13 protein-coding genes are annotated in these 13,058 nt (G+C 59.4%); all 13 read right to left on the reverse strand.

Annotated features, from left to right (window positions below; translation table 11 throughout):
* Positions 1 to 27 precede the first annotated feature (27 nt).
* Complete coding sequence (locus A3714_RS01815; protein WP_062816522.1) at positions 28 to 1,746, reverse strand: TrkA family potassium uptake protein; 1,719 nt, start codon at positions 1,744 to 1,746, stop codon at positions 28 to 30.
* Positions 1,747 to 1,751: 5 nt separating this feature from the next.
* Positions 1,752 to 2,135: a DUF6394 family protein gene (locus A3714_RS01820; protein ID WP_062816521.1), complete on the reverse strand. Its 384-nt coding sequence runs from the start codon at positions 2,133 to 2,135 to the stop codon at positions 1,752 to 1,754.
* Between the two features lie 163 nt (positions 2,136 to 2,298).
* Positions 2,299 to 3,489, reverse strand: coding sequence for an NAD(P)/FAD-dependent oxidoreductase (locus A3714_RS01825; protein ID WP_063509723.1), 1,191 nt, complete (start codon positions 3,487 to 3,489; stop codon positions 2,299 to 2,301).
* A 101-nt stretch (positions 3,490 to 3,590) separates the two neighbouring features.
* A complete protein-coding gene (gene cysK / locus A3714_RS01830) occupies positions 3,591 to 4,559 on the reverse strand; it encodes a cysteine synthase A (protein ID WP_063509724.1) in 969 nt (322 codons plus the stop codon).
* A gap of 30 nt (positions 4,560 to 4,589) precedes the next feature.
* Entirely contained in the window at positions 4,590 to 5,615 is a 1,026-nt protein-coding gene (locus A3714_RS01835; protein WP_063509725.1) for a CNNM domain-containing protein, read from the reverse strand.
* Between the two features lie 48 nt (positions 5,616 to 5,663).
* Complete coding sequence (locus A3714_RS01840) at positions 5,664 to 6,404, reverse strand: S-methyl-5'-thioinosine phosphorylase (RefSeq protein WP_082844792.1); 741 nt, start codon at positions 6,402 to 6,404, stop codon at positions 5,664 to 5,666.
* A 2-nt stretch (positions 6,405 to 6,406) separates the two neighbouring features.
* A complete protein-coding gene (locus A3714_RS01845) occupies positions 6,407 to 6,973 on the reverse strand; it encodes a hypoxanthine-guanine phosphoribosyltransferase (RefSeq protein ID WP_062816516.1) in 567 nt (188 codons plus the stop codon).
* The gene (locus A3714_RS01850) at positions 6,960 to 8,117 is read right to left on the reverse strand and encodes a mechanosensitive ion channel family protein (protein WP_063509727.1); all 1,158 of its coding nucleotides are present in this window, start codon (positions 8,115 to 8,117) and stop codon (positions 6,960 to 6,962) included. Before A3714_RS01850 ends, A3714_RS01845 begins: the two co-directional genes overlap by 14 nt.
* 8 nt (positions 8,118 to 8,125) lie before the next feature.
* Positions 8,126 to 9,139 (reverse strand): beta-N-acetylhexosaminidase, encoded by a 1,014-nt coding sequence (nagZ, locus tag A3714_RS01855; protein ID WP_231866030.1) that lies wholly within the window; start codon positions 9,137 to 9,139, stop codon positions 8,126 to 8,128.
* A 21-nt stretch (positions 9,140 to 9,160) separates the two neighbouring features.
* Complete coding sequence (locus tag A3714_RS01860) at positions 9,161 to 9,631, reverse strand: L,D-transpeptidase (protein ID WP_063509729.1); 471 nt, start codon at positions 9,629 to 9,631, stop codon at positions 9,161 to 9,163.
* 271 nt (positions 9,632 to 9,902) lie between these two features.
* Positions 9,903 to 10,538 carry a TetR/AcrR family transcriptional regulator gene (locus A3714_RS01865; RefSeq protein WP_062816513.1) on the reverse strand — a complete coding sequence of 212 codons (636 nt, stop codon included), beginning with the start codon at positions 10,536 to 10,538 and terminating at the stop codon, positions 9,903 to 9,905.
* Positions 10,539 to 10,801: 263 nt separating this feature from the next.
* Positions 10,802 to 12,085 (reverse strand): hypothetical protein, encoded by a 1,284-nt coding sequence (locus tag A3714_RS01870; protein ID WP_063525703.1) that lies wholly within the window; start codon positions 12,083 to 12,085, stop codon positions 10,802 to 10,804.
* Positions 12,086 to 12,087: 2 nt separating this feature from the next.
* Positions 12,088 to 12,876, reverse strand: a complete 789-nt coding sequence (locus A3714_RS01875) for an outer membrane lipoprotein-sorting protein (protein WP_063509014.1) — start codon at positions 12,874 to 12,876, stop codon at positions 12,088 to 12,090.
* Positions 12,877 to 13,058: the final 182 nt, after the last annotated feature.

Here is a 13,058-nt window from a genome sequence, read left to right on the forward strand (position 1 = left end):
GGCAAGCAGGCAGGTGACAGCCGGCCGCTATTCCCGTACGTCTGCCGGCGCCGCCCGACGCTTGGCCAGCCAGCGCCAGACCAGTCCGTCCGGGCGCTGGTGTCCGGTCTGGACATAACGTAACGCGTTCAGATGCCGCAGGCTCCATTGCATCTGGTTATTGGCCTTGTCCGTGCCGCAAAAGAGCACCCGGTCACCGGGCTCAAGATTTTCCTTTTCATCGGGCAGGAGAGTATTGCGGCCATTACGGCGCAGCATCAGGGGAATCGTATCCAGGCACGTTAGCCGATGGCGGGGACTGCGACACAGATTGCCCAGGGTCACCGGCTCCCCCAGACGCAGAGCCAGGGTCACTGCGGGGGTTTCTTCATCGCCTATCTGCACGTGCCAGCTTTCCGGGGTAATCGTAGACGTGATGCTCGCCATTCTTGCCAGCAGTTGCTCATTCCAGGCATTGCCCTGCTTCTCCGCTTCCTGAAGAAATTCTTTCAACAACGGCGCATTGAGGACGGAGAGAAAACGGCTGGCCACAAGGAAGCTGGTCTGGACCGGCAATTCCGGGTTGACCGCCTGAAACAGCAGACGATTGTGCAGCCGATTCTGCAAGGCCACCATGTAGATACTGCTATTGAGCTCCCGGGCGGTCATCATCACCGACAGGTTGTCGGCATCGTCCGGCGTGGCAACCACCAGGGCTACCGCCTTGTCGATACCGGCTTCACGCAAGGTCACCGCCTCAGTGCCCTTGCCTTCCACACTCCCCGCGGGCACATCCGGTTGCTTCGGATGCGGGGTCACCACCACCAGTTCGATACCCGCCTCCTTGCTGAGCGCTTCGTAGACGGCACGTCCGAAAGGACCGAAGCCACACAATATCCAGCGCCCCTGGGGCGGCATGGGGCGCTCCGGCAAGGCGGCACCGGGCAAAGAGGTAAGCCAGTCGTAAACTCGATGCGTATCCGGCTGGCGAATACCCAACAACAATCGGCGGGCAAAGTCCTGATAGGGATTGACCACCAGATCGGTGCCAAAGGACAACATGTTATTGGCATTCTCTTCGCTGCCGGCACGGCAGAACACCTGGCTGTGCTTGTTCAACAACTTTACCGTGGTGGCAATTTTCAGATTGGTGTGATTGTTGTCGGTCACCGCCAGTACACCACGACATAGCGGATGCTTGAGTCCGGCCTTGACCAGATTTCCGGGGATTTCCGCATCCACGGTAAAGCCTGGCACATATAGCCCCTGATCCTTCACGCGAAGGGAGTCAATGGCTTCCGGATCCTTGTCCACAATGACCACCCGCATGCCACGGCTCAGCAACGAGCGGGTCAGCAGTTTGCCCGTGTCGCCATAACCGCAAATCACATAAAAAGGTTCTCGAAACCGGCGCAGGCTCCGCTGCAACTGCACCCGGCTAAGCTCCTGACGGAAACTCTTGTCCTGAAGCAGGGAAATGATAATCCCCACGGAATAGAGCCAGGAAAACACGGTCAGATAAATACTGACCATAGTCCACATGCGCTGGCCGCCGGAGAAGTCGTAGGGGACTTCACCAAAGCCAATGGTGCTGCCGGTATAACTGACCACATAGAAAGCTTCAAAAAAGCTCATGCGCCAGGGGTTTCCCTGATCATCCACCCCCGGGATCAGAGTGAAGCCTACCGTGGCAATACTGTAGGCGACTATCAGCACCACCAGCGGCACACGCATGCGCCGCAGGATCATGGGGACGACCGAGGGCATGTCAGTTACCGCTGCAGGGTGATGGTTTCCACCGTCAGAAGCACGGCGGATAACAGGTTCGCCAGCAGGGCGCCACCGGACAGGGAGACAATGGACGCCATCACCGCTGGCGTCAGTCCCACTTCCGTCACATGCACTGCCACCGCCCAGACAATCGCCGCGACAATCAGCTGCAAGTCCGCCACCAGGCTGGAGGCCAGTAACACGGCGCCAATCTGTGTGCGTTCGCCAAATTTCAGCACAGTGGCGATCAGGCTCACGACCAGGGCAGCAAACAACTCGTAAACGTCGTGGTGTTCCGGGTTATCGATCTCGCCGTAAAAGAACCCAAAGTTGAGAGTCAGCGCAAGCAGAATGAAAAAGCCAAAAACCACCTTCTCGAGGTTCATCGTGCATCCTTGTTTTGCCTGAGGTGTTGGAGCTCATTGTGTCAGGGAATGGACGGGTGGGCTACCGGGTGACCGGGCGCATTCATTCGACCCGGCCCCGCAGCTGACGGGCAAACCTGTTTGCGTGGCCCCGGCTGCTAGCCCCTCTGACCCCAGAATAATGCTACAACGCCAACCCGGTGCACCAGCCACTGGCCCAGGCCCACTGGAAATTGAAGCCCCCGAGCTGGCCGGTAACATCCAGGACTTCACCAATGAAGTGCAGGCCGGGCACGGTATTGACCTCAAACGTCTTGGAGGAGATGGCATCGGTATCCACACCGCCCAGGGTCACTTCCGCGGTGCGATAGCCTTCGGTGCCGGAGGGTTTGAACTGCCAGCCCTTGAGGGTGGCCGCCACAGCGGCCAACCGCTCGTTACTGAACTGCTGCAGGTTGCCCTGCCAACCGAACCGTTCCACCAGTGCCCCGGCCAGCCGTTGCGAGAAGTATTGGCGCAACCATCGCTCCATGCCCCGATTGGGATGTTGGTTGCGCTCGGCGACCAGATCGGCGAACGGATCGGCAACAGCCGGCAGCCAGTCCACAGTCACCGGGTGGCCTGGCGTCCAGAAACTGGACACCTGCAGCATGGCCGGGCCGGACAGGCCCCGGTGGGTAATCAGCATGGGCTCGGCAAACCGGGCGCCACCCGCCTCGGCCACCACCTCGGTGCTGATCCCGGACAAGGCGGACAGCCAGGCCTTGTCATCCGGCTGCAACGTAAACGGCACCAGTCCGGCACGGGTGGGCAGCACACTGAGTCCGAATTGCTCGGCAAGCTGATAGCCGAAGCCGGTCGCCCCCATGGTGGGAATGGACAGCCCCCCGCAGGCCACCACCAGTTTGCGGCACTTTACGGCCCCAGCCGTGGTGGAAAGCACAAACCCATCCCCTGCCCGTTCCACCCGTCTGATGGCGGTTTTCAAGCAAATCTCTGCACCGGCCCATTCACATTCAGTGAGCAGGATATCGAGAATCTCTCTGGAGGATTCTGAACAGAACAGCTGCCCCGGCGCCTTTTCCACATGCTCAAGGCCGTGGCGCTCAACCAGCTCGACGAAGTGCCAGGGGCTGTAACGCTTGAGCGCGGATTTACAGAAATGGGGGTTGGCGGAGACGAAATGATCCGGGGTGGTATTCAGGTTGGTGAAATTGCACCGCCCGCCACCGGACATGAGGATTTTCTTGCCCGCCTTGTTGGCGTGGTCAAGCACCCTGACCCGATGGCCCTGATAGGCAGCAGTGGCGGCACACATCAGTCCGGCCGCACCCGCACCGATCACCACGACATCCACCTCTGCCACTGCTGCCATACCACCTCCTGATTGGGCGGCAAGGATAGCATAAGGTCCAGCGGTAGCCGTGATTTGCGCCGGCCAGGAGGAACAAGCCCCGCAGAGCGGGGCGTATGAAATTACTGGTTCAGTTCCTGCTCACTAAACATGTCGGCGAACAGCGGAGAGCTGAGATAGCGTTCGCCGGAATCCGGCAACACCACAACGATGGTTTTTCCCTCGAACTCTGGCAACTGACTGATGCGATCCGCCACGCACATGGCGGCCCCGCAGGAGATGCCGGCAAGAATACCCTCTTCCTGCATCAGTTTGTGGGCCCATGCCATGGCGTCGTCATTGCTCACTTGCTCACAACGATCCACCACCGACAGGTCCAGATTCTTCGGCACAAAGCCGGCACCGATCCCCTGAATCTTGTGGGGGCCATGGGTAGGCTCCTCCCCTTTCAAGGCAGCGGTAATCATGGTGGAGGAATCCGGCTCCACGGCGATGGAAGTGATGGCCTTGCCTTTCTGGTTCTTGATGTAGCGGGATACCCCGGTGATGGTGCCACCGGTCCCCACGCCACTGACCAGCACATCGATATCACCACCGGTGGCCTCCCAGATTTCCGGGCCGGTGGTTTTTTCGTGAATTGCCGGATTGGCCGGGTTGTTGAACTGCTGCAGCATCAGGAATTTTTCCGGGTTTTCGCTGACCAGTTCTTCCGCCTTGGCGATGGCCCCGGGCATGCCTTTGGCACCGGGAGTCAGCACCAGCTTGGCACCCAGCGCCTTGAGGATCTTGCGACGCTCCAGGCTCATGGTATCCGGCATGGTCAGGGTCAGGTCATAGCCCCGCGCCGCCGCCACATAGGCCAGGGCGATACCGGTGTTGCCGCTGGTGGGTTCCACCAGGGTCATGCCGGGTTTCAGTTGGCCACTTTTTTCCGCGTCCCAGATCATGGAGGAACCGATACGGCACTTCACACTGCCCGCCGGATTGCGTGATTCCAGCTTGGCGAGAATCTTGCCCTGGCTGATGCGGTTGATGCGCACCAGCGGTGTTTTGCCAATGGTTTCGCTGTTGTCCTTGTAGATCTCGGTCATGGTTGCCTCTCCTGAATCTCTCGTTGATTCCTATTGCGGCTTTTTCTGCTTTTTCAACCGTCGGCTCCAGCGCTGACGGGCGTAAAGTCGCAAATCCGCCACGTGATCGGTTTCGTCCATGATCTCACGGCCGAGAATACTTTCCAGAATATCCTCCAGGGTAATCAGTCCCACCCAGGTGCCGTGCTCATCATAGACCACCGCCATGTGCTGACGTTGGGCCAGCATGGCATGGAACAGCTTGTCGATGCCCATACTGGTGTGGACCAGAGGGACCTCGTGAGCCAAGGCGCTCATGGTCTGGTCCGGGTTGCAGCCCAGCAAGTCGGATTTGTGAATATAGCCCTTGCCCTCGCCCTGCTCCGTCATCACCGGAAAACGGGAAAACGGCTGGTCCTTCTCCTTTTCCAGAAAGTCGGCCACGGTCATTTCCGGGGTCACCGTGCGGCATACGGTGCGCGGCGTCATGATGGTGCCGACCTTGATGTCATGCAGACGCAGAATGTTCTGGATCACCTGAAACTCGTTGTCATCAAGCGCATCCTGGTCCTTGCCCATATCGGCCAGGGCGCGAATTTCCGCCCGCACTTCCACGTCGTGCTCGCCGCCACCAATGCGGCTGGTGATCAGTTTCGACAACCACACAAACGGCATCAGGGCGATAATGATGAATTGCAGAATGGGCGGAAGAATAGGCGCCAGGGCGCGCCAGTACTTGGCACCAATGGTCTTGGGGATAATTTCAGACAACACCAGAATCGCCAGTGTCATCACCGCAGAGGCCGCCCCCAGCCAGGCTTCGCCAAACACCACCGCCACCTGGGCGCCGACTCCGGTGGCGCCTACGGTATGAGCCACCGTATTAAGGGTGAGAATAGCGGACAGGGGCTTGTCGATATCATCTTTATAGGCACGCAGCGTCTCGTAGAGCTTGGGCCGTGTTTCTCGCAGGCCGGCGATAAAGCTCGGCGTGATCGACAATAATGCTGCTTCCAGAATCGAGCAGAGAAAGGAGAAGCCGATGGAAACGGCCGCGAAGATGATCAGCAGGGTCACTGTGTGAGGCTCCTTCCGAAAGCCGCTGTCAGGCAGCGGTCAAAATAATCAGGCAGTGTAGCTACCGGCAAAATCTGCCAGCACCCGGCACACATTGGCCATGCCATCGTGAATGACCGCTTCGATTTCCGCCATGGTGATCTCGTGGCTGGATTTGCCCGCTGCCGGGTTTACCACCAGTGACAGCATGGCATAGGGCAGCTCGAGCTCCCGGGCCAGTACCGCTTCGGGCATGCCGGTCATGCCGACAATATCGCAGCCATCTCGTTCCAGGCGGGCAATTTCTGCAGCGGTTTCCAGTCGAGGCCCCTGGGTAGCGGCATAGCAGCCCCCGTCATTCCACTTGAGTTCGGACGCCGCCAGTGTTTCCTTGAGTCCGTTCCGCAAGGCGCTATCAAACGGCCAGCTGAAATCCACGTGCACCAGTGGCTCCGCCGGATCATCGAACAGGGTCATCTCGCGCCCCCAGGTGTAGTCGATAATCTGGTCGGGCAGCACCAGACCACCGGTGGGCGCCTGGGCGGTAATGCCGCCCACCGCATTCACCGCCACAATGGCCGTCGTGCCAGCCTCTTTCAGGGCCGACAGGTTGGCCCGGTAGTTCACCTGATGAGGCAGCAGCACATGAGGGTCCCCGTGGCGGGCCAGGAACAGTACCTTGTTGCCGTTCAGCTCGCCTTCCACAATCGGGGCCGAAGGCGCCCCGAAACGGGTAGAAAGGGTGTGGCTGTCGATAATGCGCAGGTTTTCCATGCGTGTGAGGCCGGTGCCTCCGATAAACGCCAACATGCTCAGCTTTCCTTTACCGCGTAAATGCCGGGCGCATTGCGCCAGAAACCCTTGTAGTCCATGCCCATGCCGAACAGGTAATAATCCGCGGCTTCCAGCGCAGTGAAATCAGCCTTGAGGCCGGGTTGTGCCTTGCGGTCATGCTGCTTGTCCACCAGCACACAGGTCTTTACCGACGCCGCCCCCTGGGCCTTGCAGGCATCGATAATGGACAACAGGGTGGAGCCCACGTCGAGAATGTCATCGACGATCAGCACGTCCCTGCCGGCCAGGCTGGCATTGGGAGTCACGATCCACTCCACCGCACCGCCAGTGGTTTCGCCGAGATAACGACTGGCATGCAGGTAATCCATTTCCAGAGGAATATCCAGGCGCTTGACCAGCTCGGCAGCAAAGATCATGCCGCCATTCATGATGGTCAGCATCACCGGCACCTTGCCGGAGTAGGCCTCGGTCACCTCGAAGGCCAGCTTGGCAATGGCTTCCTGAACCTGATCGGCGGAATGCAGCTCGATAGCGTCGCGGCGCACCCGCATCAGTTCCTGTTGCAGCTCCTCAGCGATGGACATGCTGTGCTTCCTCGGTGTTGTCGTCTTCCAGGCCCGTGGCGGGATGATCGTCGTTGTGGCTGACAAGATGCAGGGTACGGGTGGGGAAGGCAAACTCTGCCCCGTGCTCGTTGACGATGGCCATGATCTTCATGAGCACATCCTGCTTGATCTCATGGTAACGCACCCACTGGGTGGTCTTGGTGAAGGTATAGATAAAGAATTCCAGATGCGAGGCACCGTAACTGTCGAAATTCACGATCAGGGTACGGCTGTCGGTTTCCAACTCCTCGTGATCAATCAGCATCTGTTTCACCTCCGCCACGATAGCCGGCATTTTCTGCCAGTCCTCGTAGCGGATACCGATTTTCTCGTTGATGCGGCGGTTGAGCATGCGCGATGGATTTTCCAGCACCACGGTCGTGAACATGGCATTGGGGATATACAGCGGGCGCTGGTCGAAGGTGCGGATACAGGTCAGTCGCCAGCCGATGCTCTCCACCGTGCCCTCGATGGAACGATCCGGTGAGCGCACCCAGTCCCCTACCCGGAACGGCTTGTCCAAGTAGACCATCATGCCACCGAAGAAGTTGGCCAGCAGATCCTTGGCGGCAAAGGCCACCGCCATGCCACCAATACCGCCAAAGGCCAACACCCCGGAAATGCTGTAGCCCAGGGTCTGCAACACGATCAGCAGGGCGGTAATGATTACTGACACCCGCAACAGCTTGGCAATGGCCGCCGCCGTGGACTGGTCCATGGGTTTGCGCATGCGCGACGGGTCGATCAGGTTTTTCTCCGTGTAGGAGATAAACCGATTGAGAAACATGGCGATGATCACGATAAAGGCGATCTGACGCACCTTGGGGGCAAGATCGAACAACTCATTGGCTTGTTCGGTTACCGCTTGCAGCAGTTCCACCGATACGGACAGCCCCACGACCCAGAACACCAGCCGCAGCGGAATCCGCGCCGCTTCCAGCAGGGCGTCGTCCCACAGGGTTTCCGTCTTGTTGATCAGCCGGTCGAGCACGTCGATGACGCGCATCATGATAAAGTTCACCGACACCGTGCACAGCACGATGATGAACAGTTGAGTCAGCCAGATGTCCGTGGGGGTCTCCACGTTCGGCCATTGCAACAGTTGGTTCCAGTCCCAGTTCATGAGAGTCCTTAGCGAAGTTCAGTCAATGCCGCCGCCAGCTCCGTGGCAGCATGGCGTTTGGTATTTTCCATCGGGCGACGCGGGCGGGCACGCAGGCCGCTGGCCGGCACCTGACCGCTGAAACGGGTAGCGGCGAGGAAGTCCAGCACCTGTTCCGCCCCGGCGCGGTTGTTGCAGGCGAGCACCATGTCACAGCCTGCCTCCAGGGCTGCCCTCGCCCGCTCCGGATAACCGCCCACACCATGGGCCCCGGTCATGGACAGGTCATCGGAGAAGATCACGCCGCGAAAGCCCATCTGCTCGCGCAATCGGGTCTGCAGCCAGTAACGGGAAAAACCGGCGGTCTGGTTTTCCACTGCACTGTAAATCACGTGGGCGGGCATGATGCCGTCCAGCTTTTGTGCCAGCGCCACAAAAGGACGCAGGTCCGCCGCTTCAATCTCGGCCAGCGGCCGCGGGTCCACCGGCAACTCCAGATGGGAGTCCGCCACCACATGGCCGTGGCCGGGAAAATGCTTGCCGGTGGCAGCCATGCCGGCGGCGCTCATGCCGTCGATAAACGCGCTGGCCAGGGCGATCATGGCATCCGCATCACCATGAAAGCTGCGATCGCCGATCACCGTGCTGGTGCCGTAATCCAGATCCAATACCGGGGCAAAGCTCAGATCGATATCCAGCTCGGTCAGCTCCGAAGCCATCAGCTCACCCAGCAAGGCGGCATCCGCCACCGCAGCTTGCGGGGCCTGATCATAACGACGTCCCAGTGCGGCCATGGGCGGTAGACGCACGAAGCCGTCCCGGAAACGCTGCACGCGCCCTCCCTCCTGATCCACGGCGATCAGTATTTCCGGGCGCACGGCACGAATCTGGCGAACCAGCTCCGCCAGCTGCTGCCGATCCTGATAATTACGGGTAAAGAGAATCAACCCGCCCGTCCCCGGGTGGGTCAGCAGGTCTTTTTCCACGTCACTGACCTGGAGTCCTTCCAGATCGAGCATCAGCAGGGGGGAAACGGATGGCATGGCAATCCTGATTGGTGATCGTTATTCCGTGATGGTGACAGCGGCACCCACCGGCACCTGATCGAAAACGCGAATTATGTCCGCGTTACGCATCCGAATGCAGCCGTGGGACGCGGGCGCCCCCATGGGTTCGCTGTCCGGTGTGCCGTGAATATAAATAAAGCGACGGAAACTATCCACGTCACCGCCCAGATTATGGCCGGGTTCCATGCCTCCCAGCCAGAGAATGCGGGTAAGAACCCAATCGCGATGGGGATGCTCCTGAACCTTGGTCGCATCGCAGATTTCCCCGGAGAATTTACGCCCGGCCAGCACCGCGCCTTCCGGCAGACCCTCACCGAAGCGGGCCCGAACCAGATGCCGACCCAGGGGCGTGGCTTCGCTGCCCATGGCCTGGCCGGCCCCGTTGCGGGCGGTGGACACGGGAAAACGCTCGGTACGCTCTCCGCGCAGTTCCAGCCATTGTTCAGAGAGGTTAATGATCAGTTCCATACCATCCTTTTCAGGCAATAACGCCTGCATATTGAACCACCCTACGCGGCCACTTGCAGCCGCGAACCGAACTGACCAGGTAATTACGGCACAGAACAATCCGTAGGAGCGTCGCTGGCGGCGCGATCAACGCCGTTAGAAGACTGATTTCACCACAGAGGGCACAGAGGCCACTGAGGAAAAGAACAGGCCTTTCTCTGTGTGCTCGGTGCTCTCTGTGGTGAAATTGCTTTTGATCGCGCCACCAGCGACGCTCCTAGGGGAAGGCATGTTACTCCGGTACGTCGGCCTGGATGCCACCGACCAGGAACGGCAACAAGCGCCGGGTGATATCTGCAGCGCTCACATCCAGGTTGAAGTCGGCCTTGCTGATAGCCTGCAGGGACTGCATGCCGGACAGGGTAAAGATCACGGCGCCCAGACTGAACTGAACCCGCCAGAACAGCTCCATGGGCGGTACGCTCGGCACCGCCCGCTGCAAGTGCTCCTGCAGGCGTTTAAAGACAGCGCCGTAGTGTTTGTGCAGGTAGTCACGCAAGTGACCCTGAGGCTGGCTGTAGGCCTGCCCGGAGAGACGAAAGAAAATGGCCGCGCGCTGGGGGTCTTCCGGGTGGGTCCCTAGGGCCAGACGAAACACGATGCCGAGCACATTTTCCGGCGTATCCGGCGTGCCTGTCGCTTCCATTTCATCCAGCTTGGCACCGAGCGCCGCACTGAACGGCGTCAGAAAGCGTTCGAATACCGCCTGTATCAGCGCTTCCTTGGAACCGAAATGATAGTTCACCGCCGCCAGGTTGACCCCGGCCTTGCTGGTGATGGCACGCAGACTGGTTTCCGCAAAGCCCTTCTGGGCAAACAGTACCTCTGCGGTATCCAGAATCCGGTCAACCGTGCCCGCCTGTGCCATGCGCCCCGCCCTGTGTTCAAAACATACGTTTCAAACATACGTTTGGGTGTGTAGGGGGTCAAGGGGGGATTCAAAAACCCGTTGTAGGAGCGTCGCTGGCGGCGCGATAGCCCAAGCTCTGAAAAGATCGGTTTCCCACAGAGGACACAAAGCCCACGGAGCAAGCCTGTTTTTACTCAGTGGGTTCTGTGTCCTCTGTGGTGAAAATGTGCTTTTAACCCAGCCTGGCAAATCGCGCCGCCAGCGACGCTCCTACGGAAAACTTAGAAGTAATACACCACTTCCGCCTGAATGAAGTCGGAGCGGCTGACCGGACTCAGACCCGGGTTCTCTGCCCGGCCCTGCAGGGCCGACAGATACAACTCCGAGGCAGTGAGCGGTTTGCCGGTGTCGGTGTAGAAACGGGCTTCCAGGGAGGCCTTCAGGTTGTTGCCGAAACGACGACTGGATTCCAGATTGATGGCTTTCTCGTCGTTTTCCAGGTCGTAAATCACGCCGGCAAGAATCTCTGTGGACGCCACATCGTTGAACGTAAACCGGGTAGCCAGCAGAACGTCATCCTGGAAAGGGGATGCCAGCGCCTCATCCCGATCCTCCCACAGGTACTCCAGCAGCCAGCCCAGATCCGCCGGGCCGTCGAACACTCCCACCTGGGTATATTCGAAGCCACCATCCAGGGCGGTAAAGCGGTCGCCCTGGCCGGAACGGGTAATGGCCTCCAGCTTCCATAGCCAGCCGTTGTTCAGGTACTGGAGCTCCAGGCCGGTCTGGTCAATCACGTTATACAATGGCACCAGCTGCGGATCGCTGCCGGCCGGCAGGCTGCCGGTGAGCAGCAGGGCCTGCAGTTGTTGCGGGCTGAGGGCCTCCGGGAGCAGCAAGGGTTCACGGCTGGTCCCGGAGAAATGGGACAGCGCCAGTTCCAGGCCATTATTGAAATACTGCTGGTAGCGCAACGCCACATCCACCCGTTTGTCTTCGGCACCGGATTCGTAACGGGCCTGGTCAGACACCGGCAACGGCGTGCGCGGTCGCCCCTCTTCTCCGGCATAAGTGCGCTCACGGAATCCGGGCAACAGGAACAGGTCCACAATGCCCCAGTCCCGCACCGTGGAAAGATTGAGCATGGGCTGACCAAGCTTTTCCTCGCCATCCACCTGATCCACCAGATCGGTCTGGTTGATGATATCCACCAGGTGCCGTCCTTCCGTCACGCCCCAGAACACCTTGCGAATCCCCACCCGGGATTCCCAGCCGCGGCCCACATGAATCCATGACAGCTCACGAATATCGGCGTGGGTGCGCTCGCTATCGTTCTCGTCCACCCGCAAATAGGGAATGAAGGTGAACAGATCATCCCGGTTATTCCACTCGTGGAAGACCTCGCCCTTCAGGTACAGGGAGCCATTGGTGGAATAATCCGCCGCCTCATAGGGCGATGACTGGGTAAAGTAACGCCCTTCCAGGCCCGCCTCGCCACGAAACTCCCAGGCAACCGCCAGGGATGGCAGCACCAGCAGCGCAGCCAGACTGTGTCGCCATACCATGATCAACGGGCCCGTTTCAGACTGTTCTGGTTGAAGTCCGCTTCCGTCAGGCCGGTGTCATAGCGATAGTTGCTCCAGAACAGGTCGGTGGCCTTGCCGGTCTGATGATTGACCATGGCCATCTTGCCGGGCTGCCAGAACCGGTCCTGGTACTGGGCAAAGTCGCTCATGGTGAGGGTTTTCAGCAGGGATTTCTTGCGGTCGTAGTAATCCACCTTCCAGGTGCGGTATTCCTGCTGATCAATCCAGGCCACCTGCCTGGTGTAGCCGGAGTTCTCGTCGGTGGGGTAGCGTTCCATCACAAAGCAGGTGAGCTCACCGCAGGCTTCGTCGCGCAGGTATTTGTAAGTGTATTTCTCCACTTCCTGGCCACGCATGTCCTCGAAACTGAATTCACTGCCCATAAAGGGGCCAGACTTGTTCCGCGAGGCAATGGTCTTCACCCGACGCAGGGCCGGCAGATAGAGCCACTGGTCATCATCGCGGGTCTTGTAGCTGTAGGTCAGCAAGGCGGTGCCACGCACATCCCGGGGCGTATCGAAAATGGTCAGGCTCTTGTCCCCCTCCTCGCCGGTGCCTTCCAGGGTACTGACCCGCAACTCGCGCTCAGAGGTATCGCCACGTCCTGTGATCAGCACCATGCGCATGTCCGCCTGAAAGTCACCAAAACTCGCCCCGCGGCGATCCGCTTCGCGGGCGATTTCCAGACCTTTCTCTTCCGGCGTCTGGGCATGGAGAACAGGAACGGCACAGGCCAGAGCCAGACCGGCCAGCAGCAGGCGTACTTTCATGATAAACCTCGGTTTGGTTGATTGTTGATCACACCGTTATGGGTGACAGCGTGTTTACCATGATAGGGAGGATAGCGGAAAGGGGAATGCTGAAGGGGACAAAAAAGCAATTAATAGTTAATAATGAATAATTAATAGTTTCGCGGTTGGATGCTTGAGGAATACGAAAGCAAAGAGGCCGC

It is taken from the genome of Alcanivorax sp. HI0007 (genome assembly GCF_001635525.1).
GTDB lineage: Bacteria > Pseudomonadota > Gammaproteobacteria > Pseudomonadales > Alcanivoracaceae > Alcanivorax.